At 40.8% G+C, this 26479-nt stretch carries 24 protein-coding genes and 1 tRNA gene; 5 read left to right on the top strand and 20 right to left on the bottom strand.

The window, feature by feature from the left end; translation table 11 throughout:
• Positions 1-72: 72 nt before the first annotated feature.
• Positions 73-1212: a site-specific integrase gene (locus tag A5878_RS03840; RefSeq protein ID WP_086294639.1), complete on the top strand. Its 1140-nt coding sequence runs from the start codon at positions 73-75 to the stop codon at positions 1210-1212.
• 84 nt (positions 1213-1296) lie between these two features.
• On the opposite strand, the gene groL is transcribed toward A5878_RS03840, so the two are convergent.
• Both groL and groES read right to left on the bottom strand, forming a co-directional pair.
• On the bottom strand, positions 1297-2925 hold the full coding sequence (gene groL, locus A5878_RS03835) for a chaperonin GroEL (RefSeq protein WP_005237384.1): 1629 nt from the start codon (positions 2923-2925) through the stop codon (positions 1297-1299).
• A gap of 32 nt (positions 2926-2957) precedes the next feature.
• On the bottom strand, positions 2958-3242 hold the full coding sequence (groES, locus tag A5878_RS03830) for a co-chaperone GroES (RefSeq protein ID WP_005225291.1): 285 nt from the start codon (positions 3240-3242) through the stop codon (positions 2958-2960).
• A 217-nt stretch (positions 3243-3459) separates the two neighbouring features.
• Here groES and A5878_RS03825 point away from each other — a divergent pair, with 217 nt between their 5' ends.
• Positions 3460-4104 carry a CPBP family intramembrane glutamic endopeptidase gene (locus tag A5878_RS03825; protein WP_005225290.1) on the top strand — a complete coding sequence of 215 codons (645 nt, stop codon included), beginning with the start codon at positions 3460-3462 and terminating at the stop codon, positions 4102-4104.
• Positions 4105-4146: 42 nt separating this feature from the next.
• Here the strand turns inward: A5878_RS03825 and A5878_RS03820 are convergent, their stop codons facing one another.
• From A5878_RS03820 to A5878_RS03775, 10 genes are all read right to left on the bottom strand, one after another.
• Entirely contained in the window at positions 4147-5577 is a 1431-nt protein-coding gene (locus tag A5878_RS03820; RefSeq protein WP_086294638.1) for a 6-phospho-beta-glucosidase, read from the bottom strand.
• A 25-nt stretch (positions 5578-5602) separates the two neighbouring features.
• Positions 5603-6895, bottom strand: a complete 1293-nt coding sequence (locus A5878_RS03815) for a PTS sugar transporter subunit IIC (RefSeq protein ID WP_086294637.1) — start codon at positions 6893-6895, stop codon at positions 5603-5605.
• 155 nt (positions 6896-7050) lie between these two features.
• Complete coding sequence (locus A5878_RS03810) at positions 7051-7788, bottom strand: MurR/RpiR family transcriptional regulator (RefSeq protein WP_010747610.1); 738 nt, start codon at positions 7786-7788, stop codon at positions 7051-7053.
• Positions 7789-7830: 42 nt separating this feature from the next.
• Entirely contained in the window at positions 7831-8637 is an 807-nt protein-coding gene (locus A5878_RS03805; protein ID WP_005231151.1) for an MBL fold metallo-hydrolase, read from the bottom strand.
• A gap of 55 nt (positions 8638-8692) precedes the next feature.
• Positions 8693-9547: a two-component system regulatory protein YycI gene (locus A5878_RS03800; RefSeq protein WP_005225285.1), complete on the bottom strand. Its 855-nt coding sequence runs from the start codon at positions 9545-9547 to the stop codon at positions 8693-8695.
• Entirely contained in the window at positions 9548-10858 is a 1311-nt protein-coding gene (locus A5878_RS03795) for a YycH family regulatory protein (protein ID WP_086294636.1), read from the bottom strand.
• Complete coding sequence (walK, locus tag A5878_RS03790; protein WP_005225283.1) at positions 10855-12696, bottom strand: cell wall metabolism sensor histidine kinase WalK; 1842 nt, start codon at positions 12694-12696, stop codon at positions 10855-10857. The genes A5878_RS03795 and walK overlap by 4 nt, the downstream gene beginning before the upstream one ends.
• A gap of 3 nt (positions 12697-12699) precedes the next feature.
• Complete coding sequence (yycF, locus tag A5878_RS03785; RefSeq protein ID WP_010747607.1) at positions 12700-13404, bottom strand: response regulator YycF; 705 nt, start codon at positions 13402-13404, stop codon at positions 12700-12702.
• A 132-nt stretch (positions 13405-13536) separates the two neighbouring features.
• Complete coding sequence (locus A5878_RS03780; RefSeq protein WP_005225280.1) at positions 13537-14397, bottom strand: DegV family protein; 861 nt, start codon at positions 14395-14397, stop codon at positions 13537-13539.
• Positions 14390-14956, bottom strand: coding sequence for a DUF1836 domain-containing protein (locus tag A5878_RS03775; protein WP_034858210.1), 567 nt, complete (start codon positions 14954-14956; stop codon positions 14390-14392). Before A5878_RS03775 ends, A5878_RS03780 begins: the two co-directional genes overlap by 8 nt.
• Positions 14957-15225: 269 nt before the next feature.
• Between A5878_RS03775 and A5878_RS03770 the strand changes: the two genes are divergently transcribed.
• A tRNA-Lys gene (locus A5878_RS03770) sits at positions 15226-15298 on the top strand.
• A 495-nt stretch (positions 15299-15793) separates the two neighbouring features.
• On the opposite strand, the gene A5878_RS03765 is transcribed toward A5878_RS03770, so the two are convergent.
• The 5 genes from A5878_RS03765 to A5878_RS03740 all read right to left on the bottom strand — a co-directional run bounded on the left by A5878_RS03765 (position 15794) and on the right by A5878_RS03740 (position 21228).
• Entirely contained in the window at positions 15794-16048 is a 255-nt protein-coding gene (locus A5878_RS03765) for a type II toxin-antitoxin system PemK/MazF family toxin (protein ID WP_240937516.1), read from the bottom strand.
• Complete coding sequence (locus A5878_RS03760) at positions 16041-16316, bottom strand: type II toxin-antitoxin system RelB/DinJ family antitoxin (protein WP_005225277.1); 276 nt, start codon at positions 16314-16316, stop codon at positions 16041-16043. Before A5878_RS03760 ends, A5878_RS03765 begins: the two co-directional genes overlap by 8 nt.
• Before the next feature lie 930 nt (positions 16317-17246).
• Positions 17247-17735, bottom strand: a complete 489-nt coding sequence (locus A5878_RS03750; protein WP_034868317.1) for an ATP-binding protein — start codon at positions 17733-17735, stop codon at positions 17247-17249.
• A gap of 538 nt (positions 17736-18273) precedes the next feature.
• Positions 18274-18663, bottom strand: coding sequence for a DUF4430 domain-containing protein (locus A5878_RS03745; protein WP_086294634.1), 390 nt, complete (start codon positions 18661-18663; stop codon positions 18274-18276).
• 87 nt (positions 18664-18750) lie between these two features.
• Positions 18751-21228, bottom strand: a complete 2478-nt coding sequence (locus A5878_RS03740) for a vitamin B12-dependent ribonucleotide reductase (RefSeq protein WP_086294633.1) — start codon at positions 21226-21228, stop codon at positions 18751-18753.
• 140 nt (positions 21229-21368) lie between these two features.
• Between A5878_RS03740 and A5878_RS03735 the strand changes: the two genes are divergently transcribed.
• Positions 21369-21908: a hypothetical protein gene (locus A5878_RS03735; RefSeq protein ID WP_086294632.1), complete on the top strand. Its 540-nt coding sequence runs from the start codon at positions 21369-21371 to the stop codon at positions 21906-21908.
• 558 nt (positions 21909-22466) lie between these two features.
• Positions 22467-23894, top strand: a complete 1428-nt coding sequence (locus tag A5878_RS03730) for an APC family permease (protein WP_005225272.1) — start codon at positions 22467-22469, stop codon at positions 23892-23894.
• 115 nt (positions 23895-24009) lie between these two features.
• Here the strand turns inward: A5878_RS03730 and A5878_RS03725 are convergent, their stop codons facing one another.
• The 3 genes from A5878_RS03725 to A5878_RS03715 are packed head-to-tail and all read right to left on the bottom strand — an operon-like array spanning position 24010 to position 26467.
• On the bottom strand, positions 24010-24636 hold the full coding sequence (locus A5878_RS03725; protein ID WP_086294631.1) for a TetR family transcriptional regulator: 627 nt from the start codon (positions 24634-24636) through the stop codon (positions 24010-24012).
• 47 nt (positions 24637-24683) lie between these two features.
• Positions 24684-25385, bottom strand: coding sequence for an ABC transporter ATP-binding protein (locus A5878_RS03720; protein ID WP_086294630.1), 702 nt, complete (start codon positions 25383-25385; stop codon positions 24684-24686).
• A 5-nt stretch (positions 25386-25390) separates the two neighbouring features.
• On the bottom strand, positions 25391-26467 hold the full coding sequence (locus A5878_RS03715; protein ID WP_086294629.1) for an ABC transporter permease: 1077 nt from the start codon (positions 26465-26467) through the stop codon (positions 25391-25393).
• Between the last annotated feature and the right edge of the window lie 12 nt (positions 26468-26479).

Below are 26479 nucleotides of genomic sequence, written 5' to 3'. Positions count from 1 at the left end.
GGCGTGCAAAACAAAATAAACGATAGGCTTATTTAGTCATGCCTATTGTAACAAAGAATTGAGGTACACACAATGTGGAGCGAATCTTTAGGCAACGGAAGATATAAATTCATTGAAAGATATAAAGATCCATATACAGAAAAATGGAAAAAGACTAGTACTGTTCTAACTAGTGATTCATCCAGAGCCTGGAAGAATGCACAGAAAATATTAGACAAAAAAATAGCGGAAGCTTTGATTAATTATGATAAATCTGACATTACTTTCAAAGAGCTTTATGAAGAGTGGTTTGTTTATTATCAACAGCATGTAAAAAGAACAAGCTGGACCAAAGTTCCAAAAATGATGAAACATATTCAAAAAGTTATAACTGACGATGTTCTAGTTCGAAATATAGACGAGAATATGATTCGTAGTATTACCGAAAGTATGTATACTTTCGGTGACCTATCCTTGAATTATACGAAACAGACCAAGACGACCCTTTCACTCATGTTGAGTTATGCAGTTGAGAAAAAGTATATTAAACAAAATTTAGCGCTGAATGTCAAAATTCAAAGAAAAAAAACTGAAGAAGAAAAAAGAAAAAAGAACATGGATGAAAAATACCTTGATCAAAGCGAAATGACAGAGTTGCTTGTATATATGAGGAAATCTACTAAAAGATTATTGCACGCTAACATTGCAGAGTTGTTATATTTAACAGGTCTAAGATACGGAGAGTTACAGGCATTACAAATAAAGGACTTTGACGGGAATACTTTGGATATTAACGGCACATTGGACTATTCTTTCTTAAAAATGAAAGATGCTGTAAAAACTTCACCTAAGAATATCTATTCTAAAAGAATAGTTTCTCTGCCTAATAGGGCAGTAGAAATTGTGAATGAAGTTATAGAACACAACTCTTTAGTATTCGGCTCCCAAAGTAATGAGGACTATATATTTAAATCGTCTAGAGGTACTCCGCTGTCTCTCCATAGCTTTAATATGGTACTGCATCGGATACAGGACGAACTTAAATGGGATAAAAACTTATCCTCTCACATATTCAGACATAGTCATATTTCTTTACTAGCTGAACTAAACCTTCCTTTAAAAACTATAATGGAAAGAGTCGGACATTCAGATGCTAACACGACTTTATCAATCTATAATCATGTAACCAAAAAATCAAAAGAACAAGTTATCGATCGATTAAACAACTTGTAATTTGCCCCTTTTTTGCCCCTTTTATATAAAATTAATAGTAAACAAATAAAAGAACCCCTATAAATAGAGGTTCTTTTATTATAACTACATCATGCCGCCCATACCCATTGATGGGTCCATTGCAGGAGCTGCTGGCGCTGCTGGTTCTGGTTTGTCGGCAACGACTGCTTCAGTTGTTAACAATAATGCGGCAACAGAAGCTGCGTTTTGTAATGCAGAACGCGTCACTTTTGTTGGGTCAACGATCCCAGCTTCTAGCATGTTTACCCATTCGCCAGTTGCTGCATTGAAACCAACGCCTAAGTCAGCGTTTTTCAATTTGTCGATGATCACTGAACCTTCGTAGCCTGCATTTTCAGCAATTTGACGAACTGGTTCTTCTAAGGCACGTAAAACGATTTTGACACCTGTTGCTGCATCGCCATCTGTTTCGATTTCTGCAACTTTGTTGATGACATTGACTAAGGCAGTTCCCCCACCTGAGACCATGCCTTCTTCAACAGCGGCACGTGTTGCATTCAATGCATCTTCAATACGTAATTTCAATTCTTTCAATTCAGTTTCAGTTGGTGCCCCAACTTTGATCACTGCAACTCCACCAGCAAGTTTTGCTAAGCGTTCTTGTAGTTTTTCACGGTCAAAGTCAGAAGTTGTATCAGCGATTTGGTTTTTGATCAATTGAACGCGTGCGTCAATTGCTTCTTTTTCACCAGCACCTTCAACGATCGTTGTGTTGTCTTTATCCACAACCACTTTGCTTGCTTGACCTAAGTTATCGATGGTTGCATCTTTCAACTCAAGACCTAAGTCTTCAGTGATCACTGTACCACCAGTTAAGATCGCAATGTCTTCTAGCATTGCTTTACGACGGTCACCAAATCCTGGTGCTTTCACTGCGACAACGTTGAATGTTCCACGGATTTTGTTCAAGACAAGTGTTGGTAATGCTTCGCCATCAACGTCATCAGCGATGATCAATAATGGTTTTGATTGTTGTAAGATTTGTTCTAACAATGGCAAGATATCTTGGATGTTAGAGATTTTTTTGTCAGTGATCAAGATGTATGGATTTTCTAACGCTGCTTCCATTTTATCGTTGTCAGTTACCATGTATTGTGATAAGTACCCACGATCAAATTGCATTCCTTCCACAACATCTAATTCTGTTTCGATCCCTTTTGATTCTTCAATAGTGATAACACCGTCATTGCCGACTTTTTCCATTGCATCAGCGATGTATTGACCAACTTTTTCACTACCAGAAGAAACAGCACCAACTTGTGCGATTGCTTCTTTTGAATCAACGATTGATGAAATGTTGTGTAGCTCTTCTACAGCCACTTTTGTTGCCATTTCGATCCCACGACGAATACCTAACGGGTTCGCACCAGCGGTGACATTTTTCAATCCTTCACGAACGATTGCTTGTGTCAATAACGTAGCAGTCGTTGTTCCGTCACCAGCGATATCGTTTGTTTTTGAAGCGACTTCAGAAACAAGTTTTGCGCCCATGTTTTCAAAATGATCTTCTAATTCGATTTCTTTAGCGATCGTTACACCGTCATTTGTGATCAATGGTGAACCGTAAGATTTTTCTAAAACCACGTTACGACCTTTAGGGCCTAAGGTTACTTTTACTGTATCTGCTAATTTATCTACCCCACGAAGCATTGCTGCGCGTGCGTCTTCTGCAAATTTGATTTCTTTTGCCATGATTTCATCACCTCAAGTATTTTTTATTTTTCTTATTCTACTACTGCAATGATATCTTTTGCAGCAACGATCAAATATTCTGTTCCTTCATATTTCACTTCTGTGCCAGCGTATTTTTCGAACATTACTTGTTCGCCAACGTTGACAGCAACAGGAGCTTTTTCACCGTTTTCGAGCGTGCGTCCTTCGCCGACTGCAATAACGGTACCCGTTTGTGGTTTTTCTTTTGCTGCTGATGCAAGCACGATTCCGCCTACAGTTTTTTCTTCTTCTTTTGCGACTTCGATAATCACACGATCACCTAATGGTCTTAACACGATAAATCCCTCCAATGAATGTTATAGAATTTAGCATTAGCACTCTCTTGTATCGAGTGCTAACTTACAGTTTCAATATTACTCATTTTCCCAAATTTTTGCAAGCCTTTTGCTAAATTTTTTTTGCATTTCTAATTGATTGATAAATATAGTAGGATTTTTTGTTTCTAGAAGCAACCTAGTCTATAATGAAGCAAAGGAGTGTGAGGAAACAACTATGTCTTTATCAAAATATTCTTTGTCCACGATTCTTACTTACGGCATCGTCTTTTTTCTACCGATCGCCTTCGTCCCTAGCGGACATCAAGTAGCAGCAACAACGATCGGTTACTTAGCTGGTGCAGCGATCATGTTTTTCTTGTATTTCAAACAAACAGAACCGCTATCGTTTGAACACAAAAAAACCAAAGTCTCAGCGATTCTTATTTACGGGCTAACCGGCATTGTCGCAGCGATTTTGTTGCAAAATCTAGCCATCTTTATCGAATCCTTTTTCGGAGAAGTCAGCGCTTCGCAAAATACCGAAAACATCATTGCCATCGTGGTGCAAAACCCACTCTTTGCTCTCGCAGCAATGGTCGGTGGGCCAATTATGGAGGAATTTGTCTTCCGCAGAGCCTTAGTTGGCATCATTGGGAAATACAGCAATGTTTGGGTTGGTGTAGTGGTCAGCGCCGTAGCCTTTGCCTTTGCCCACAATGACAATCATCTCTTAGTCTATATTTTCTTAGGACTGTTCTTTTCTGGGCTTTATGCTTTGACCGGCAGTATTTGGACTTCCATGATCACCCATGTGGGAATGAACACTTTAGTTATTATTATTCAGTTATTGCTTCATTACGGCTATATCCAAATGCCCTAAAGAAAAAACGCTACGCAGAAATTTTGCGTAACGTTTTTTTCTTTATACCTTCGTGCCATTGGACGCAATCACTTGCTGATACCATGCAAATGAATCTTTCTTCCGACGAGCAAGGGTTCCATTTCCTTCATTGTCTTTGTCCACATAGATCACACCATAGCGTTTCTTCATTTCCCCTGTCCCCGCAGAAACCAAGTCAATGATGCCCCACGGTGTATAACCTAATAAGTCGACGCCATCATAAGCTACTGCTTCTTTCATCATTTCGATATGGGCTTTTAGGTAGTCAATACGGTAGTCATCGTGGATCTGTCCATCCTCTTCCACCGTATCCACCGCACCAAAGCCATTTTCTACAATGAAAAGCGGCAATTCGTAGCGTTCGTTAAACCAGTTCATGGCATAGCGCAAGCCTACGGGATCAATCTGCCAGCCCCATTCAGAAGCATCGACATAAGGATTGCCCACCAGATCTTGGCTCTCATCATAGTCATAGGTTGGATCATTCTCCTTGCCTTTGATCGCAAAAGACATATAGTAGCTAAAACCAATGTAGTCAACACAGCCTTTTGCCAAAGCTGCTTCATCTTCAGGGGTGATATCTAAATCAAATTGTTTTCTCTCAAAATAGCTGCGCATATAACTCGGATAGTGCCCACGGGCATGAACATCTGAAAACCAATAGCGGCGCTGCATGGCCACCGTGGCTGCCATCATGTCTTTGGGATCGCAAGAATACGGATAGATTGGGCACATCGCGATCATCGATCCGATTTGAAACGCAGGATTGATCGCATGTCCTAGCGCCACCGCTTTTGCACTGGCAACGAGCTCGTAATGAGCTGCTTGGTACATGACTTTTTCTCGGTCTTCTCCTTCCGTAAAGAACAGACCGGAATTGGTAAACGGCGCAAAATCTTCTTTATAGTTTGCTTGATTGTTGATTTCATTGAAAGTCATCCAATACTTCACTTTCTTTTGATAGCGCGTAAAACAAACTTCTGCAAAGCGGACAAACAAATCGATCAACTTACGGTTACGCCAACCTCCGTATTCGGTAACTAAATGATAAGGCATTTCAAAGTGTGACAGGGTAATGACTGGCTCAATGCCATAGCGTAAACACTCATCGAATAATTGATCATAAAAGGCCAATCCTTCCTCATTCGGCTCGCGTTCATCACCTTTTGGAAAAATACGGGTCCAGGCAATCGATGTTCGGAAGCACTTCAACCCTAATTCGGCAAAAAGCTTGATGTCTTCAGGATACCGATGATAAAAATCGATCGCTTCATGATTGGGATAACTTTCGCCCGGTTGGATACCTTCCGTGATTCGGCGAGGAATTCCGTTGCCTCCGACTGTCATGACATCAGCGACACTCACGCCTTTTCCACCCGCACGATAGCCGCCTTCCAATTGGTGAGCAGCGACTGCGCCACCCCATAAAAAATCGCTTCTTAGTTTATTCATTTCTATTCAACCTGCTTCCTTGGTATTAAACAATCTCTGTTTCTTGTTTATAGTTCAAACTATCGACCTTACGAATGAAAGGATAGTAAATAAAGAAGCCGATTGCTAAAACAACAAATTGTAAGATAGCGGTCCGAATGCCACCTACTAGAAAACCTGAAATGATCGGCGGGGTCGTCCATGGAACTTGCACAGCAGTAAATAGCGGTACGATACCGGTATAAAGTGCAAAATACGTGATCACGCCTGAAACCATCGGTGTCAAAATAAATGGTAATACCATGATTGGGTTCATGACGATCGGTGTCGCAAAAATAATTGGTTCATTGATATTAAAGAATGCCGGAATCAAGGAAAGACGTCCTAATTGTTTGAACTGCGCCGAACGGGCAAAAGCCACCATGTATAGTACGATCCCAATCGTCATTCCTGCCCCAGTTACCGTCATAAATTGATCCAAAAACTGCTGGGTCACGATGTGTCCGCCATTTTCTAATGTCAATGCTTTACCAGATTCAAGAATAGCCGTATTGGCTAATGAATTGGCTTGTAAAATTGGTCCCATGATCCCGCCCACGATCGTCGAACCATGAACCCCAAAGAACCACAAGAATGGCACTAAGAAGCCTAGCATCATTGCACCACCAAGGGAATCCGTCACCCCTTGCATTGGACTTTGAATCACGGTGTAGATCCATTCGACCACGGTTGTTTGAAAAACTTTATCAAAGAAAATATAAATGCCTAATGCGATGGTCGTCAAAACAGCGGCTGGAATCAATGCTGTAAATGAGTTTGCGACATTGGTGGGTACTTGCTCTGGCAGTTTGATTCGGATGTCGCGTTTCAAGAACCATGTATAGCCCCAACCCACAAAAAGTCCCACTAAGATGGCACTGATCATGCCTTGTCCACCGGTCCACGTCTTATCAATGACATTTGCGATGGTCACATTTGCTTCAGCATCCATCACACTTGACTCCATAGTTAATAAGAAAATAACTAAACCAATCATTCCTGCAGGGAGTCCTTCGTAACCTTCTGCTTTTACATATGAATAGGCGATGCCCATTACGGCGAAAAAGGCCATAATTGCAAAAGAGGCGCCATAGGCTTGGTTGAAGTATTCACCTAAGCCGCTATTCGTTACCCAATCCGCAATCGACTGGACGGGAAAGTTTGCTAATAGTAGGAAAATCGATCCTACGATTGAAAAGGGCATCGTATAGAGCATACCGTTTCTTAATGCAGTGATTGCTTTCGTATTGACAAATTTTAATATTGGGGGTAATAATTTCTCATTGATCCATTCGTTCATCTCACATCACTCCTAAAATAAAATTCTATCCACTGGCCAGTGAATTCGCTTACAAATAAATCTTAATGGATAATATTCCCCTTGCCTATAGCTTTTCTAAGTTATGAAACATGTTCCAACAAAAAAAACAGCCGAAGCTGTTTTTTTACGATCACTTAGATTTGCTTGTAGACTTGATGGGCTAAAAGTTCGATCAGTGTAATCACCGGGACTTGCGTCGTCAGGTTCAAATCGACTTCTTTTCCCCCACTGACGACGGGCATATAATAGGAAATATTGTAATCTGCCATTTGGGCGATCGTCGATTTTTCATCATTGGTGATACTGAGTACTTTTGCCCCATACCGTTTGAAGTCCTCCGTTTGCTTGATCATTTGAATGGTTTCCCCCGAAACTGATAAAATGATCGCTAACGTATTTTCCATCCCACGAGGCGGTACTGGCAAAAAGGGATCGACGATGCTATAGGCATTGATGCCTAAATTAGCAAAATAGCGGCTGCCATAGGTGCCAAGAATGCCACTTGTGCCGATACCTGAAAACGCCACATGGCGTGCGGAAAGAATCAGTTCTACCGCTGGCTGGATAAACTTACGGTAATCTTCATTATTGACTTTTTTTAAGAATGTATTGACTTGGATCGTTGCATCATAGAAAAGATCAAACGCTCGTGCATCTTGTTCCTTTTTTTGACAGATCGCATACTTTAACTCTGAATACCCGCGATAGCCTAATTTCGTGATACATCGTAAAATCGTCGAGGTCGAGACATGGCATGCAGCTGACAATTCGCGGATCGTCAGTTGATCGATCTCTTCAAAATGCTGGACAATGTACTTATAAACAGCCATTTCAAGCTCGTTCAGACGCTTGATTTTTTCTTCATCAAACATACCTGCTGCCTCCACCCGACAATTTTATCCTTTGTTGATCGATTAGATTGCAAATAACTCCGTCGCTTTGTCAGGATCGGTATCATAGACTTCAAATGTTTCTCCAACACCTAGATCATGTTCTTTCATGGTGTTGACCATCGTTAAGTGCGCCAACTCTTTCAAGTTGTTTTCTTTACTTAAATGACCAAGATAGACCCGTTTGGTATTGTCGGTCAAGATATCCGTCATGACCAGAGCGCCATCTTCATTCGATAAGTGACCACGATCTCCAAGAATTCGCTGTTTGAGGCTCCATGGGTAAGGGCCCATTCGCAGCATTTCTAGGTCATGGTTGCTTTCCACAAGGTACGCATCGGCGCCTTTGATAATGCCTCGTACATGATCGCTGCAATAACCGGTATCCGTCAACATCACGAATGATTTGCCGTCTTTATGGAAACGATAAAATTGCGGCGCTGCAGCATCGTGAGAGACGCCAAAGCTTTCAATGTCCAAGTCACCCAAGGTCAGCACTTTTCCCATTTCAAAGATATGTTTTTGTTCGACAGCGACGTTACCGATCATTGGATCCATCGCTTGCCATGTTTTTGTATTCGCATAGACATCAAGTTTGTATTTTCGCGCCAGTACTCCGACACCGTGGATATGATCTCGATGTTCGTGGGTCACAAGAATGGCGTCCAAATCTTCTGGTTTACGCCCTACTTCATCCAATAATGAAGTGATCTTCTTGCCGCTCAAACCGGCATCCACTAAGATCCGCTTTTTATTGCTTTCGATATAGAGCGAATTTCCTGAGCTTCCGCTGGCTAGAATACTTACTTGAAAGGCATTTTCCTTCATCATGGTTTACGTGACTTCCTCTCTGGTTGTTTCAACGAGTTCCATTATACCCGCTTTTTTATGGATTTTCTACCTTTTGAACGGCATTATTCGTGATGATCCGATTGCTAAAGGCATTGACCGTTTCGATTTGGATGGTGTCATCGCCATCTAATTGGAACGCAATAAACCATGCAGGAATGTACACATTTTTTTCCCTAACCTTCAAAATCATCGTATAGGCTAATTCCGTCCAGAGAATTTTCGAGTGACTCGGCAGCTTGTTGTTTAGATAAAGCGTATTTACTGCTTCTTTTTCTGAATAGACCGTCATCTTTTCCCTTAGAGGCGTAATATTGGAGATATGTGTTTGCGTGTAACGGGCAATCTGCAATAGATCATCCGTTTGTTCTAAGGTGATATCGATTCGACTTGAGCTGTCATTGAAAGGAATGCCTTCATAGGATTGAACCGCCACCACGGTCGGATGATTGGCGTTCAAGACAGAGAGGTTTTCCAAATAGTCATATTCATCCCCAAACAGGACTTGATCTTTTCGTTGCAAAAAACCATTGACGGTTTCTTCCGTTTGGGAATCATCACTGATGTAAAAGCCATTGGTTGAGACATGGATCAACTGCTGCCCTTTGACCGTCGACCCTCTTTTGAACTGCGTATTGAGTTGCGGATTTCGTAGCTCCACATCAAAATCCGTCTGTTCACCGCTCAAATAATAGCCACTCAAGACCTCATCTGATAATTCGCCAGAATACCGAATGTCCTCAGACTCGAGGCGTTGTTCGATAGGAATCGTTTGGTTTGATTGTGAAACCATCTGATGCTCGCTGCGAGCCTCACTGTAAACATTGAATAAAAAGACGTTCAGACCAAGAAAAGCGAGGAAAAAAATCCATTCGATTCGTTTAAAATCCAATTAATTCTCCTCCGTTTCTGCTAATTTTGTCATTAATGCATCATAACTGATCCAAGACGAGTCATAATTGACATACCAAGCAGGCGTCAAATCAACGAGTGGTGCATCTTTGATCTCCCCCCATTGATAGCCAACGATGATCTGTTGCAACAATTCAGGATCAGCCCCTGCCGCAATCAGCTCATTTTTGACCGACAAACTAGAGGGCAATTCAATCTCGGTTTCAGAAGGAATCGGCACTTGAATCGCGTTCAAACTGGCAGAAATCGTCATTTCCCGACTGCCGGTCTGACCACTTTCTGAAAAAGCCACACTGATCACCCCTTGACCACCAGTACTAAAGACTGGATAGCCTTCAACGAAGACCCGATAATCCAAGTGCTTGTCTTGTTGATCAAAATAGCGGATCGTCCCAAAATTGTTGCCTAAACGAATAATATAATCCGCACTCAACATCGCCAGATCCGTTTCATCGGAACCATCTGTGGTAGTTTCAAACTTGACTTGCTGCTGATCTTGCAAGACCGTCATGTTTTGCCCACCTTCATAATAGTAGGTATCGACACTTTCATCATTGATCTTGACGTTTTTAGGATTGCTGAAAAAGGCTTCTCGAAACAAGCTCTGAGATTGGGTCGAAGAATAGTAGCTGTATTTTTTCAGCTTGATCGAATCCTGCGTATAATATTGCTTGCTGGATCGTTCTTCATCTGCCGCCATTGTCGTCCATTCCCGAGGGTTGTCTGCTAGTAAGTGTTTTACTTGGCTTTTGTCCCAGTCGATTTTGCCTCGCACCACTCGTTGATGGGTAAAATCAACAAATTGGATCGTGTTTTCTTCAAGGTCAAACTGGATGCGGGAAAACGGAAAATCCTCTGTTTCACTTTCGTCCTCTAAGGACAGCTCTTTTTCAAAGGTTTTCTCATAATCTTTCAAGTAAAACGTTGTATAGTAGTTTAAGGACACCCCTTGATTGACTTCTTGGGCTTTTGAAAAAGCTTGTTCCTCGCCATAGGTTCGCAGTGTCAAATCACTGATCGTTGCCTCATTGATCGCCTCTTGGATCTCTCGAATCACCGCTTCAGAGTTAGTTTCTTTGATCGCGTCCTCGTCATTCCAAGTCAAATACAGGGGCAAAAACAAATCGCTTTTTTGTTTGTAGGTTTGAACCGAAGGATTGACGCCGGTATCTGTTTCCGTGCTGGCATTGTTGAACCCAGTCGGATTCAGCCAAATCATATAGGAGAAATAAAAACTCAAGGCGATCATTACGATCAAGCCTACACGAATGATTTTTTCTGAGATTCTCATACCCACCAATCCTCCTCATACGGTTCATACGGCAACATGATGTAAAATGTTGACCCGCGATTTTCTCGACTTTCCGCCCAAATCGCACCGCCATGAGCTTTGATGACTTCTCGTGAGATCGCCAATCCTAAGCCAGTACCTCCTTGCTGACGGGCACGAGCTTTGTCGACTCGGTAAAAACGATCAAAGATCTTCGTGAGATCTTTTTTCGGAATTCCTAGTCCTTGGTCATTGATGCTAAGTACGATGTTGTTATGGGTCTCCATCAATTTCACCGTAATGATCCCGCCATCTGGCGAATATTTGATGGCATTATTCATGATGTTATCGATCACTTGGATCATTTTATCGGTGTCGACTTCCACCCACAATTCTCGTTTAGTGAACTCCCGACGAATCAAGTATTTTTTGCTTTCATTCGTCACCATCATGTCAAAACGATCCAACACGAAATTGACCATTTCATTGAAGTTGATGTATTCCAACTGCAGTTGCGAATTGCCACTATCCATCCGCGACAGACTCAGCAAGTCATTGATCATCCGAATCATTCGATCCGTTTCATCCAACGTCACTTTCAAAAAGTTCGGCGCAATTTCTGGGTCTTTCCAAGCACCCTCACTCAACGCTTCGATGTAGCTGCGCATACTCGTTAATGGTGTCCGTAACTCATGAGAAACGTTGGAAACGAACTCTCGCCGTTCCTGTTCATTTTTTTCTTGCTCTGTAACATCGTGCATCACCGCAACTAACCCAGAAATAAAGCCAGACTCCCGACGAATCATGGAGAAATCGATGCGCAAAATCATATTTGTTCCCGTCAAATCATTGCTAGGACGCTCCAACAGCATGTCTTCAGGATTTTCCAAAAGCTTTCGTAACGTGTATTCTTCATCGATTTCCAATAACGTCAAAATCGACTGCCCGATCGCTTCTTCGTTGCTGACATTTAACAAGGACATCGCCATCTCATTGATGGTAATGACTTTGCCTCGTCGGTCGGTGGCAACAACCCCGTCTGTCATGTGGGACAAGACACTATCCAAGCGATTTCGCTCGGACTCCATCGCTTCTTGAGTCTCTTCGATTCGTTCCCCTAATTGATTAAAGGTCTCCGCCAATTGCCCCAATTCATCTTTTCCATGAATCGCGACCTTGCGGCTATAATCCCCTTTGGCGATGCGAATCGCTTGTTCGCGCATCTCTCCGATCGGTTGGGTGATGGAACGAGAGACTAAAAGTGCCACAATGATCGAAATCACTGCCGCAATCAGCGAGGCGGTAACAAAAATGACCGCCGTCGTACTGACTTCATTGTATTTTGACTCAAGATTGCTCCGTAAATAAAGGGTTCCTAAAACGGTATCCCCTGTCGGTGATTGGATCGACTGCACGATATTGAACACCCGCTGGCCGCTGGATTCATCATAGAGGACTTCACTGCGGTTCGTATCGTAATCACGGTAATCATTTTTTTCTCCCACCGAGCCACGATCATTGATATTGGTGGTTGCACGAATGATCCCTTGCTCATCCACCACCCGCATCTCCAAAATTTCCGATGAGTTGGTACTCGTTAAGATTCGATTCAAGGAAGCATTCATGGAATCCCAATCTAAACCGTCATCATTATCCATTCGACTCAATTCAGAGCCTAATGTTACCACTAACGTGCTGGCACGTGCCTCCATGTCGCGTTTGAAGGCATCGACCGTTGTTCTTTCCAATTCGCGAATAAAATACGCCCCGATAATCTGGATCGCAATCAATAAGATCAAGATAAAAGTCAGGGCGATTTTGAAGTTCACCGATTGAAAAAAGCGAACTTTATTTTTCATAGCTTATTCCTGTTCTGGGTTCCGCAAGTAATAGCCCACTCCGCGACGAGTAACCAAATAATTTGGATGGCTCGGGCTGTCTTCGATTTTTTCACGTAAACGACGCACCGTCACGTCAACGGTCCGAACATCACCAAAGTAGTCATAACCCCAAACCGTTTGCAATAAATGCTCCCGGGTCATCACTTGACCAAGATGTTTTGCCAAGTAGTGCATCAATTCAAACTCTCGGTGCGTCAATTCGATGGCTGCACCATTTTTAGTGACCATGTACGCATCAGGATGAATGGTTAAATCACCAATCGTTAATTCGCTGTTGGCGTTATCGTCTGCTTCCTTCGCAGCTGCCGAGCCGCGACGCAGATTGGCTTTGACACGGGCCACCAATTCCCGGTTTGAAAATGGTTTGGTTACATAATCGTCCGCACCAAGCTCGAGGCCTAGTACTTTATCGATTTCAGAATCTTTGGCTGTGACCATGATGATCGGCATGTCATGGGTTTTGCGCACTTCCCGTGCAACTTCCAACCCATCCATTTTTGGCAGCATCAAATCAAGCAAAATCAGATCAGGATCGACCTCGGCTACTTTTTCTAATGCCTCTTCTCCATCATAGGCGGTATATACTTCATATCCTTCTTTGGTTAAATTAAATTTGACGATATCAGAAATTGGTTTCTCATCGTCCACGACTAGGATCTTTTTCAAAAATGTCACCTCAATTTTTTTTGGTTTCTTACTTATTATACATTATTTAAACGGGCTTTTCATCTTTCCCAAAAACCGCAGCATCATTCTTAAGGAAAGCACAAAAAAAGAAAGGCACGGGGCCTTTCTTTTTTACTCTTCTAAAAGCTGGATACCGATCCCTAACAACCCAGGACCCGTGTGGACGACTAATGCGGGAGAGATTTGTCCAAATAAGATTTCTTTGACCTTAGGAAATTCGGCTTCTAATCGTGCTTTCATTTCTTTGGCTTCTTGCAGTGCATCACCTTGCGCCACGGCTAAACGCACATGGCGATGATCACCGATGAATTGCTTGATCAAGTCAACGGTTTTGTCCAAGCTTTTCTTCCGTCCACGAGATTTTGCGACCGTATAGTAGATCCCTTCTTCATTACAAGAGATAATTGGATTCAATTTCAAGGCATTGCCTAAGATGGATGCGACCAGACCGATGCGGCCGCCTTTTTGTAAATACTCTAAGGTAGCTACGTTGAAAAAGACTTTGTTTTTCGGCACTTCATTCGTTAATTGTGCCCGCAGTTCTTCCCAAGTCACGCCTTTTTCTAACAGTTCTGCTGCACGAATCGCTTGCAGCCCTGCACCGATTCCGATATTTTTCGTATCAAGCACGAAAACCTCAAGATCCGTCCGTTGTTCACCTAACAGGCGAACGACGTTAAACGTTCCGCTCAATCCGCTGGAGATGGTTACGGCAAAGACTTTCTCATACCCATCGGCTTTGATCCGATCAAAGATTTCCCCGATCGCAGCACCGTCAGGTAACGAGGTACTAGGGATCTCTTGCGGCAAGCGCTCGTAGATTTCTTCCGCAGTAATATCAACTTTATCGGTATAGGTCCGATCCTTGTAGATAATTTGCAATGGCAGCATATACATGCCGTATTGCTCCATGATCTGTGCGGGAACATCGGTACCTGAATCAACTAATAGGGCAATTTTCTCTTTATTCATGGGCTTCTCCTTTATGTGTGTCTAAATAAATGACTTCTAATTCAATCGTTTTTTCTGCCAATAGTTTGTTGGCAAAGGAACGCGTCGCACCTTTCATGGCTACTAATTCAATCGGGATCGGTTCCGACGTCATTTGTTCGGGTTCTCCCATCGCTTCTTTGCCGACAAGGTGGATCGCTTTTTCTTGTTCTTCACAAAATACATTGTAGGCATTTCTGATGCCGACAACTTTCCCTTGAAAAAGGATCCCCGTCTTTATTTCAGGAATCGTCAGCACTTGCTTGAGCATCGTGATCGCAATCAAAAATGCGAGATGCTTTTGATTGTAACGTTTCTTCTCTGGTGCTGGAATCATCCCTTTTTTGACATAATTATTGACCATGGAAGAGGTCAATAGCGGATGCTTTTCCGTTTGGATCACCGGCGATAAATATTGATCGATCAATGTGATCACCTGATCCATATACAGTTCCAGCGTTGGCAATTCTTCCCATCTCGGCAGGTGGAATTTCAGCAATGAATTGCCCCAATTTTTCATGTCTGCTTGTAATTTTTCCATGTCATCCTCCATTTTGACGAACAGAAGGTTAGATTATCACAAACTAATCATCTAGTTTTGATAACTAGATACATTTTATCACGGTTTTCTGAGTTTTTAAAGCAATCTGATCAATCTTTTAAGAATTTCCTATCATTTGAATTTGGGAAACAAATGGTGTTTTATTAAGATAACGCCAGTTTCTCAACTGAAAAAAGCGCATATTTTTTTCAAAAGAATGATTGATTTTTCAACAATGGAGTGCTAAGATAATGAAGTACTTTTGGTACGGGCCGTTAGCTCAGTTGGTAGAGCAGCTGACTCTTAATCAGCGGGTCGCGGGTTCGAGCCCCTCACGGCCCATTGGGTGCCAAACCCACGGAACAGGTAAATGTTGGTGCGAAAGCATTTCGAAAACATTTATGCTGTTCCATTTTTTTGTTTATAATTAATTTATTGCCAAGTGAATAAGAAGAAATGCCTTGCTGTCAAAAAGTTTCTTATTTAAATGATGTATGTAAGAGCTATGCTTTTCGAAAAGTTTTTTTCTACGAGATGACTGAACTCTTTGCACGTGAAATGCTTCGTTTTTCCATAAATTAACTGAGTCAGATAATTTGTGGAAGTAATAGCTTCTGTATAAATTCAGTGAGTGCTTCGCTAGTTCAAAAACCTTTACAGTAATTTTTTTCTCACTATTACCACTACAAATTAGATATGAAATCAAAAAAATCACTACCTAGTCCTAATGAAAAGGTAGTGTATTTTTAATGCTGTTCATTCTTCTAAGAGCGATCCTTAAGAAACTCTTCTAAACGATTCAAATCTTTCTGAGATAGTTCCCCTATATCTTTATATTTAAAATCTATTTTTTTCTTTGGAAAGAACGAATAACGTTCCTGTGTCAATCCAAGACTCTTTTTTTAAATTTGAATCTTGCCAATCATTGATATAAAAATAAAGCTTTTTTATGCGCTCTGATTTGTGTTCAAACTTGCTTGTAATCGCATAAAAAAGAACTTCATTTTCACTATTCTCAATAATCAAAACTGGTCGTCTTTTTCCTTCTGGTTTACCCACATAAGCCACATACATTGAAACTATTTTATTCATCTTCATCCAACCAAGCCTCGAAAGCCTTATTATCATCTATCCTCGTCACATTAGTAGATTTTTTCGCTAACTTAGCAATTCGCCTTGCTTGCTTTGTTTGTTCAGAAAGTTTTACCTCAAAGGGTAATCCCCCTTTTTCTATGACTTGTTTATAAAAAATAGTAATTGCCGTAGTGGGATTCATTCCTAAATCATGTAAAATATCTTCTGCTTCCATTTTTAGATCTTTTTCAACCGCAATCTGAATTCTTTCTTTTTCCTTCTTCATAACGCACCTCCAAAAAGAGTTTTTTATACTCATATTATACTCTATTTGAACGCTATTTTCACTTACTATACTCATAAATAAATTTATTTTTCGAATAAGAAATCTTACTTCTTTAAATTACCTAACTTTTAGTCAGTGGGTTTGACACCCAATGAACAGGTAAATCGTGGCGCGAACCCCTACTTATATTATCTCCATGTATTCTTCAAAAAATCCATGGATATTACACTAACACTAATTATCGTAACACCATAAAACAAGGAGCATAACTAGTTAACCTATGTCATGTCCCTTGTTTTTTTAATTCAGGTATTGATAAACTAAATACATAAACCATACTAATCCTATTATAAAAAATAGATTTAAAATGTTTTTATTTATTTTTCTTCTTTGCTCTCCAAAGTATGGCGACCTTTTTTGCCAAAACAATTTCCTGTTTTTCACATCAGAAAAAAACAATCTTAAAACTATAAATAACACAGGAAGAGAAAAATTTAACACTATATAAAAAATATCTGTAGGATCTCCAATTATAACTAACCCTATCAAAATAAATAATATAAAAAGAAAAATTAGTTTATACTGAACTTTCATAACTCACCTATACAATCAATTGATTTTATTCTATTTGCATTCTGAAGGTTCTGAGGGGACGATCGTCATTTTAAAATAGTTCTCCTATTTCTTACCCTCTTTTACAATTTTGGCTGATCTAATTCCTCTCATCAGCAATTGGATACAAATTTCGTAATAGCTGCTCTTATTCTTCATTTGGGATGGTCACCGCTAAATTATTTCTTCTATCGAAGAATGCAACAAGAAAAGAAATTGCCAATCACTATTTTGCTTCTAGCATGACTGTCCTTCGTGTCCTGCACAGTAATAAGACTAACTGTATTGAAAAAGAGTAAAAAACGTTTTGAGGCTACTTCATATATTCTTTTGCTCGATCACTACCTCATCTTCATTTACCGGTTCTTCGAATCCTGAAAAAAACCGTTGAAGGATTTCTTCTGTAATAGGAAAAGCGGAATTTGCAGTTTGGACTTTATTTCTGATCGCTAATCGTTTTCGTAAAGTATCATAATCAGCTTTTAGATAGATTACTTTAATCGTCACATCATATGCTGCCAGTAGTTCTCTATAAGCGTCTCGGTGACTTTTAGCCCAAAAACTAGAATCGACAACTACGTTTTTTCCTTCTTGAACAGCCTTTACTGTAAGCTCTTTCAATTTAACTGAAGATAATGAAGAAACTTTTGCATATTTCTCCGAAGGGTAATCAACACCATAAACGCCATAGTCTTCCCAAATCAATTCATCTATTGCTAATCTTACATAGCCTTCTTGCTCTTTTTGTTTTGAGTACGTGGTTTTGCCTGCACCACTAACGCCACACATCAAAAGTACCTCAACCATTATTCTCCTCCTACCTTTTCTGATCAATAAACAAAGAGAACGAAAAAACCTTATTTGTAATCAACGCTCATGTTTTAGACCACTGTTCGCCACCCACATCTGATGATACAATGATAACATTGTTTTTATGAACAACAAGCAGATTGGGAAACAATCTCAAGAAAAATAGTAAGTAAAACCATATATTAGAGAATAGAAGCGTTAGCCACTTAAGCTAACGGATAAATCAAATTTTTGTCCATTTCCACTCTACTATAAAAAAATTATTTTCTACAAAAAATAGGAACGAAAGCCAAAATACGAAAGAAACATCATCGCTAAAACTTATGTATGTAATGGTATCTTTATTTCTATTATTCCAATTTTAAAATAAAATAAGCCACCACTCCAAACTATGATAGAAAAACAAGAATAGACTCTTGAGTAGAACGTGAATGCAAAACTACCTCCAAAATCAACGCAAGAGTCTATCTGTATAGATAAAGGTCTTTATGTGCAAGTTCTTTTGTACCAGTAAAGATCCTTAGAATCAAACAAATCAGAATGCTTTCAAATCAAATCTGATAGTGTCATTGTTTTTTAAAATCAACGTTTGTGCCCCTTTATCGGTCATTTCGTCATTGACGGTATAGACCCAAAATAGATTGGCTTTTTGATCTTGACTGATGCCGTCAATCGAGGTGATAAAGCCATCTTTTTCTTTGATCGCAAAGTTTTCTTTCATTACTTCCAGCAGCGACTCATTTTCTCGGAACGTTACTTCTTTTGAGGTCACAGCTTCTTGATTTTGGATGACGATCGTAGCTGTTCCTTGTTCTTGCTTCAAGGAACTTTGCTGCGTGCTTTCTGGCGTTACACTTGCCTGTTGGCATCCTGTAGCGACGAGTAGTGTGCTCACTAGCATGAATACGACAAATACTTTTTTCATCTATTTCTTCCTCTCCAATAGTCAAAATACTAATCGTTTTTCTATCCAGTATGCGGATAAGAATTATTTTATCAATCTCGTTTTTTCTTAGAGCCCGCATTTTAATTGGATTTTACAGTTTGTGCAGGTACTGCAGCCGCCGATTTCCTCAATGGTTCCCTCATGGCAGATGGGACAGATTTCACCAGAGGCGACGGGTTCATCTACTTGAACGACAGGTAGCGGTTCAACTTGTGCGGTCAGCTCATTTTCAACCGCTTCTAAGGTAAGTACTTGTGAATCTCGGCTGCCATCTACATAGACGGTCCCTCCTTTGGCTCCTCCTTCATAAAGATCTCGATAAACCTTGGCTACTTGGCTTACTGTATATCCTTTTGGTGCATTGACCGTTTTTGAAATGGAGCTATCCACCCAGCGTTGAATGGTGCATTGCACACCGACATGCTCTTCGGGCGTCAACTCCATAGCGGAAATGAACCATGCCGGCAACTCCGCTTTGGTTCGTTCAGGATGATCCATCAGGTATTCGTCAACGATTTCCGCATTGATTTCAATAAACTTACCTAGTCGACCGCTTCTAAAATAAGAAAAGGAGTAGTAAGGTTCTAAACCAGTTGAAACTCCCGTCATCGTGCCTGTCGATCCTGTTGGCGCAACAGTCAAAAGATGAGAGTTGCGAATACCGAATCGCAGCACGCCTTCGCGGATGTGCGCTGGCATTTTTTTCATGTATCCTGTATCGATAAATTTCTTCCGCAACGCTTGCGTCTCTTGGTCATTTTTTCCAATCAGGAAGGGAAAGCTGCCTTTTTCTTTCGCCAATTCAATGGATGCCTCATAGGCAGTGACTGCCATTGCCTCGAAAATTTGATCAACGAATTGATTTCCTTCTGCCGATCCGTATTTTTTCCCGCAGTAGATCAATAAATCTGCCAAGCCCATGATCCCTAATCCAACACGTCTTTCCCCTTTCGCCTGCTGCTCATTTTTGTCAAAAAAGTAAGGCGTTACGTCAATAACATTGTCTTGGAAACGAACCGCTGTTTTCACGGTTTCTTTTAGTTTGGCAAAATCAACGGTGCCCTTTTGGCGATCCGCCATGTTTGCGAGATTGATGGCTGCCAAGTTACAGACCGCATAAGGGGTTAGGGGCTGTTCACCGCACGGATTGGTTGCCACGACTTTTTGTCCGTATGCTGTAGCATTCGTCATCTTGTTGGCATTATCGATAAAGAAAATACCAGGCTCAGCAGAATATGTTGCACAAAAAGTAATCAACTCCCATAACTCACGAGCTTTGATCCTTTGATAGGTTTTGACTTTATGGCCAGTAGCTGCCCATTCTCGCACATCCCCGACTTCAGCCCATTTTGCATCATATTGCGCCATCTCTGCTTCTGAATAATTGTCGATATCTGGAAAGCGTAGCTCATACCACCCATCTGTCTTCACTGCTTCCATGAATTCTTCTGTCAAGCAGACTGAGATATTCGCGCCAGTTAAGAAATCACTTTCTTTCACCGTATAGCTGCCACCTATGCGCAATTTTTCTTTTGCCTTTTGGATCATGTCATTATGTTCCTTATCTGACGATTCAGGCAGTTGTGCTAGATAAGTGAACATTCTTTCTTCCATTTTTGTCAGAGGGTCAAATTGCAGTTTTTCATTGATCAGTTGTTTGATCGTCGCATTTGTGATTGTTTTTTTTAGGTGAAGCAATACAGCAGGATTTTGAATTTTAGAAAGAATAAACGCAAAAATATCTGGATGCCAATCTGCCATCATAATCATCTGCGCTCCACGGCGGCTACCTCCTTGTTCGACAAGGTTCGTCAAGTTTGCCAAATCATTCAACCAAGAAACTGCCCCAGAAGACCGACCACTGACACCGTGGACCACACTTGATTTTGGTCGCAAGGTCGACCCATTGGTTCCAACCCCGCCACCTCGACTCATGATTTCCATAACTTCTTGTCGATGAACAGCAATCCCTTTTCGGGAATCATGAATGAAAGGCATCACAAAGCAATTGAAGTAGGTAACTTGAGAATTTGTTCCTGCTCCATAAAGTACTCTGCCTGCAGGAATTAGGTTTTGCGCTACGATTTGTTGGTAAAACGCCTCGAAGAAGCGCTCCTGGTCATGGGACTCGTTGGCAGAAATCCCTTTGGCCACACGATGCGCCACTTGCTCAAAAAAGAGTTCTAACGGTTTTTCAATGTCACTTTTTCTTCTTTTAACAAGTCCACTCGCTTGTTCATCAATATCTTCTAACGCTGAGCGATAGGCCTCTTCAACTTCGATAGAGACAAGTTCCCCATCGATTGCTTTCACCACACCGATTCCTCTTGCAGGATATTTAGGATCAGCTTTCGTTGTCAAAATCACCAAATCATCCTTACGCAATGTTTGATGGGTTTGATCCTTGTATGAATAACGATCCAGCATAATCAAACGAGCGATTCCCTCAAATGTTTGGGTCATTTCTGGTGTGATCGCCGAAACTTCTTGGAACAACTTGATATCCTCGTTCAATTTCTCAATCGTTTGTTTTTTGTATTCCATTTCTTTCCCTCGCCTTCTAAAACACAACATATTGTGCTCGTTTTTTATTATCGTACTATATAATGTGTATTTCAATCTTGAATTTTATTATTTTCCATGTATAATGAGAATGATTATCAATTAGAAAGACGGCGATTTTCATGCTTCCTCCCCAAACCAAGATATTTTCCATCCAAAGAATTTCTCATTTAGCACTGATCACTGCGGCTTGTATCGTTGGACGGTTAGTTTTTGTCTTTATCCCTAACGTTCAGCCTATGAGTGCCCTTTTATTTTTAGTGGCTTTTTCTTACCGTTTATCTGATGCGTTGATGATTGCCTTATTAAGTTTGCTCGGAACAAATATCTATCTAGGCATGGGTCCCTGGACGATCAGTCAATTTGCTGCACTTACTATCACCATCATTCTTTTTCATCAGATTGGAAAAAGAACGATCATCAAGAAAAACCGCTTCTTGCAAGCTTTCTTTGCCTTTCTTTGCGGACTTCTTTATGGCTTGATCGTTTCGTTGATGGAGGTTTGGCTTTATCAGTTTCCTTCGTTTCTTGCCTATTACCTTCAAGGACTACTGTTCGATTTCTTCCATGCCAGCGGAAACTTCGTCTTTTATCTGCTTTTATGGCCAGTATTTGAGCGAATAACACCCACCTCCTATAAATTGGCGAAAAAAAACGAGTGATTTCGATGGAACGAAGCATTCGGCTAACTTTGTTTTCGTGTTTCTTTGAAAGAATGTTCGCGTAAAATTTTTCTTAAAAAACAAAAAAACTACGACTACTCTCCTGTTTCCTTTGCTTAAAAATCTATCCAACAAGCACCAGTGAAAAGCCTTTCGAAAGGGTTTCTTCCATCTTTATACGTCCATTCATTTAAATGAAATGATCCCTCTTTCATCCATGCCCTTGACCGAATGTAGTTGGATTCCTTTCAGATTATTAATGAATGATGATGTTTGCTTTTGCTATCATCAGAAATTTATTATTTTTTTTAAATAACAATTTAATTTTTCTTGACCAAAAGAATTCAGAGGTTTATCCTAACTATGGAAAATCAACGACTGGATAAAAAGAAGCACATGAAATTTTTTTATTCAATTTGACCTTTGACATTTGTGAAAAAATGCATAAGAAACTTGATCGTGATCAAGCGCTTATGGAAAGAAATTTTTTTCTCACTAAATTTCAAAAAACGCTCTATTTTAACCAGTCAGAAAAATCATTTTAAGAAGGAGAAAGCGATGAATGAGAAACAATTACGCTGGTATAATATTGCGCTGATGGCGTTCGTCTCTGTTTGGGGACTGGGAAATGTTGTAAACAACTACGCTCAACAAGGGTTGACTGTTGTTGTTTCGTGGCTATTAATTATGGCTCTTTATTTTGTACCCTATGCATTAAGTGTTGGTCAGTTAGGATCGACCTTCAAAGAGTCAAGTGGTGGGGTCTCCTCATGGATCAAAGAAACCTCAACAAAGCGGTTGGCTTTTTTTGCTGCTTGGACTTATTGGGTCGTTCACGTGCCTTATTTGGCACAAAAACCCCAAGGAATCTTAGTATCATTAAGTTGGTTATTTAAAGGAAATGGTACATTTGTATCAACGATGGGCTCCATGGAAGTCTCGTTGATTTGTTTAGCTATTTTTCTATTCTTTTTATGGATTGCCTCTAAAGGATTGACGACCTTAAAAATGATTGGGAACATCGCCGGAACAGCCATGTTCGTGATGTCGATTCTTTTTATTCTTTTAGCAGTCACTGCTCCAGCAATGACTGGTGCTGAAATTGCTACACCAAACATGTCATCTGTTTCAACCTATATCCCTAAATTTGACTTTACCTATTTAACCACGATCTCGATGCTGGTATTTGCAGTAGGTGGCTGTGAAAAAATCTCGCCTTACGTAAATAACACAAAAAATCCTGCCAAAGAATTTCCAAAAGGTATGATCTTTTTAGCCGGTATGGTGGCGTTATGTGCCTTGCTCGGCTCGATTGCTATGGGGATGCTTTTTGATGCCAACCATATTCCAGAAGATTTGATGGTCAACGGCGCTTATGAAGCCTTTCAACGACTAGGAAACTTCTACGGAATCGGCAATTTCTTTGTCATTCTTTATTCCATCGCCAATGCGTTAGCGCAAATCTCTGCTTTGGCTTTTTCAATAGATGCCCCATTGAAAATATTATTGTCTGATGCTGATTCAGAATTTGTACCAAATGGCTTAGCAAAACTAAACAAAAAAGGAACACCAGTAAACGGGTATATTATGACAGGTATCCTAGTCAGCATTTTGATCATCATTCCAGCACTAGGAATCGGCAATATGACCGAACTGTATCGTTGGTTGCTGAACTTGAATTCGGTTGTCATGCCATTGCGTTACTTATGGGTCTTCTTAGCCTTTATGCTAGTCAACAAACACGCCAATCGCTTTACTTCCGATTATAAATTCGTGAAAAACACCAAGGTTGGCTTTGGGATCGGCTTATGGTGCTTCTTGTTCACGGCCTTTGCCTGCATTTTAGGGATGGTTCCTAAACTTGATTATGCGGCAGATCCGCAAGCTTGGTTCTTCCAATTGGCCTTAAATATCATTACGCCAATCGCCTTTCTTTTGATTGGCTTGATCTTGCCGATCATTGCGAAACGTGTAAATAAAAAATAATCATTCCCTCAAAAAAGAGGTGTCCGACAACTATTTCAGTTGTCGGACACCTCTTTCTTTGTAAATGAACTTCTCCGCCGTGCGAGGCATTTGCTCCATCCTCTTGCCGAAGCATTCATTCTTCTTCATTGTCTTCTTTGATTCCATACTTGATCCATTGCACCTTATAGCGAAAATCTTTGATCAGCTCTTTTGCGGTCCATTCATTCGAAATAAAATCTGTCAGACTATCCATCACGACCGCCATAATAAAGTAAAGGAAACTGACGGCTTCTTGCGTATCATGGATCGTGAAGCGATTTTCTTCCAACAGCTCCAACCATTGGCGAATCATGGGCGAATCGTCAGGGATCGCATCGCGCTTCGTCCAGGCATTGCTTTGGGTACATAAGTGGATCATTTTCCAATGATCATCTTCAGGTGACCATTGACTGCACCAAGCCAAGTATTCTTCGATCCCTTTGAAAAAATCATTTTTGTTGCGATTGATAAACGTAAAAATCGCGGAATGGATTTGGTTTGAATAGTCGGCGATCGCATAGTCATAGGCATCTTCTAAGTTTTGAAAGTACTTGTAAAAGGCCCCTCTAGAAATGTGCGACTTTTCGACGATGGCAGAGACCTTGACTTGACTGATGTGCTTGCTGAAGAATTCTTCTAAAAGCACGGCATCGATTTTTTCTTTTTTCGCTTGTTTTAAATGAAAAAATGTTGTACTTGGCAAGGGATTCTCCTCCATCATTCGCAATCTACTCCCTCTATTATAAACAAATCCCTCTACTTTTCCACTCAGACTTGTGCAGTTTCTCTTGACGGGGCGTTTTGTTCGATCAGATTGCCATCTTCCATTCGGAAAATACGATCACTCCATTGGATCATTCGCTCGTCGTGAGTGACCATGACTGTCGCTTTCTTTTTCTCATGCGCTTCTTTCACCAATAACTTCACCACTTCATACGCATGATCGGTGTCTAAGCTGGCAGTTGGTTCATCCGCCAAAATCAAGCTTGGGTCATTAAACAACGCCCGGCCGATCGCTACTCGTTGACGTTCCCCACCAGATAAATCGCGGGGAAACTTGTCTTGAAGATCGAGAATATCTAATGAAGCAAGCAATTCATCAATCCGTTCCTTTTCCTTGGCTTTTCTTGAAACTTTGTCGACCAAATAAAATTGTTCCTTTACCGTTAAAAAAGGGATCAAATTCGAGCTTTGCAAGATAAACCCAATCTCTTTAAAACGCAACTTTCCTCGTTGCTTTTCATTTAATTGGGAAAAGTTCACCTGGTTGATAATGATCTCTCCCGATGTTGGACTTTGTAAGCCGCCAGCGATGGTCAAAAAGGTACTTTTTCCTGAACCAGAAGGACCGATGATACTGACAAATTCCCCTTCTTGAACATGAAAATTCAGTCCTTTTAATGCAGTTACTTCGGTATGCTGCTTGCCAAATTTTTTTATAATATCCTTCATTACTAAAATGTCTTTCATCTTTGTTACCCTCCTATTGCCGTAATTGGATCGACTTTTGTGACCGTCCGAATGGAGAATAAGCCGCCTAGAACTGCCACGAGAATCAAGATGCCGCTATAAAGCAGCCATTGCTTGAATTCAAAGAAAAATGGCATGGCATCTGGTAAAAACAAACTGGTGCCGTATGCCGCCGCAAAGGCTAGGGCTACCCCGATCACACCGACCATAAATGCTTGCGCAATAATTGATTTGGCAATAAAGCTGGTCCGAATCCCTTGGGCTTTCATCACACCAAAAATCGCCGTTTTTTGTAGGGTGATTACATACATGAAAATCCCCACGATTGCCGTTGCAACAACAAATAAGAAGTAGATCATGGCATTTAAGGTCAAGTTTTGAGCAGAAAATCCAGGAAGCTTTTCAATAAAGTCTTCCGTTGCCAACACTTTGAGCTGAGTTCCTTCTTGGTTATCGACTTTCGGATCACTTGATTTGGTCACAATGATATTGATGGGCTGCTCCTTGTCAGATGCAAATGGTTGGTTAGCAAACTTCATTTTCGTCCAAGTATCGAGGGAAGTATAAATAACTGGTGACACCGTATAAGACGTTTCTGGGGTGATCCCAACGACTTTGAAGGTTTCATCTGAACGCCCGATTTTCACTTGATCCCTGACCTTGATACCTTCTTCTGCTAAGTTTTCTGAAATCGTGATCTCATTTTCTTGTGAAAACAGCTTGCCTTCTAAGACTTCTGGTAACAAGAACGCATCCTCTTGTGTACCAAAAACAGTCACATTGACTTGTTCATCGTTGACCGTGATGACACTGCTGTATAGACCAATCGGGGCTTTTTGGGTCCCTTCTACACGGTCTAGATCCCCTCTCGTCAATTGCGAAGCCGCAAATGTGTCATTCGCATCTTCTGATAAAACGATCGCGGATGAATCCCAGTCGACGATGGCCTTTTTAAAATCCCAGTTAAGTCCGGTAGCTAAGCCAGACAATATAAAAACAACATAGGCGATCAAAAACATGATTCCTACGATCAGCCCATATCTTAATTTTGAATAACGCATTTCTTTTATAGCCAGAAACATTGCTCTTTCCTC

Source organism: Enterococcus sp. 3G6_DIV0642, from assembly GCF_002140635.1.
In the GTDB taxonomy this organism is placed as follows: Bacteria; Bacillota; Bacilli; order Lactobacillales; family Enterococcaceae; genus Enterococcus_D; species Enterococcus_D casseliflavus.
This window is presented reverse-complemented; position numbering and strand designations above follow the sequence as displayed.

Excerpts from the sequence above, each read along its gene's own strand:
- A5878_RS03840 (WP_086294639.1), top strand. The coding sequence starts at position 73 with ATGTGGAGCGAATCTTTAGGCAACGGAAGATATAAATTCATTGAAAGA.
- A5878_RS03780 (WP_005225280.1), bottom strand. The coding sequence starts at position 14,397 with ATGAATAAAGAGAAAATTGCCCTATTAGTTGATTCAGGTACCGATGTT.
- A5878_RS03715 (WP_086294629.1), bottom strand. The coding sequence starts at position 26,467 with ATGTTTCTGGCTATAAAAGAAATGCGTTATTCAAAATTAAGATATGGG.
- A5878_RS03750 (WP_034868317.1), bottom strand. The coding sequence starts at position 17,735 with ATGGTTGAGGTACTTTTGATGTGTGGCGTTAGTGGTGCAGGCAAAACC.
- A5878_RS03745 (WP_086294634.1), bottom strand. The coding sequence starts at position 18,663 with ATGAAAAAAGTATTTGTCGTATTCATGCTAGTGAGCACACTACTCGTC.
- A5878_RS03760 (WP_005225277.1), bottom strand. The coding sequence starts at position 16,316 with ATGAAGAAGGAAAAAGAAAGAATTCAGATTGCGGTTGAAAAAGATCTA.
- A5878_RS03815 (WP_086294637.1), bottom strand. The coding sequence starts at position 6,895 with ATGAACGAATGGATCAATGAGAAATTATTACCCCCAATATTAAAATTT.
- walK (WP_005225283.1), bottom strand. The coding sequence starts at position 12,696 with ATGAAAAATAAAGTTCGCTTTTTTCAATCGGTGAACTTCAAAATCGCC.
- A5878_RS03720 (WP_086294630.1), bottom strand. The coding sequence starts at position 25,385 with ATGAAAGACATTTTAGTAATGAAGGATATTATAAAAAAATTTGGCAAG.
- groL (WP_005237384.1), bottom strand. The coding sequence starts at position 2,925 with ATGGCAAAAGAAATCAAATTTGCAGAAGACGCACGCGCAGCAATGCTT.
- A5878_RS03735 (WP_086294632.1), top strand. The coding sequence starts at position 21,369 with ATGCTTCCTCCCCAAACCAAGATATTTTCCATCCAAAGAATTTCTCAT.
- A5878_RS03775 (WP_034858210.1), bottom strand. The coding sequence starts at position 14,956 with ATGGAAAAATTACAAGCAGACATGAAAAATTGGGGCAATTCATTGCTG.
- A5878_RS03825 (WP_005225290.1), top strand. The coding sequence starts at position 3,460 with ATGTCTTTATCAAAATATTCTTTGTCCACGATTCTTACTTACGGCATC.
- A5878_RS03805 (WP_005231151.1), bottom strand. The coding sequence starts at position 8,637 with ATGATGAAGGAAAATGCCTTTCAAGTAAGTATTCTAGCCAGCGGAAGC.
- A5878_RS03820 (WP_086294638.1), bottom strand. The coding sequence starts at position 5,577 with ATGAATAAACTAAGAAGCGATTTTTTATGGGGTGGCGCAGTCGCTGCT.
- A5878_RS03765 (WP_240937516.1), bottom strand. The coding sequence starts at position 16,048 with ATGAATAAAATAGTTTCAATGTATGTGGCTTATGTGGGTAAACCAGAA.
- A5878_RS03795 (WP_086294636.1), bottom strand. The coding sequence starts at position 10,858 with ATGAGAATCTCAGAAAAAATCATTCGTGTAGGCTTGATCGTAATGATC.
- A5878_RS03740 (WP_086294633.1), bottom strand. The coding sequence starts at position 21,228 with ATGGAATACAAAAAACAAACGATTGAGAAATTGAACGAGGATATCAAG.
- A5878_RS03725 (WP_086294631.1), bottom strand. The coding sequence starts at position 24,636 with ATGATGGAGGAGAATCCCTTGCCAAGTACAACATTTTTTCATTTAAAA.
- A5878_RS03810 (WP_010747610.1), bottom strand. The coding sequence starts at position 7,788 with ATGTTTGATGAAGAAAAAATCAAGCGTCTGAACGAGCTTGAAATGGCT.
- A5878_RS03730 (WP_005225272.1), top strand. The coding sequence starts at position 22,467 with ATGAATGAGAAACAATTACGCTGGTATAATATTGCGCTGATGGCGTTC.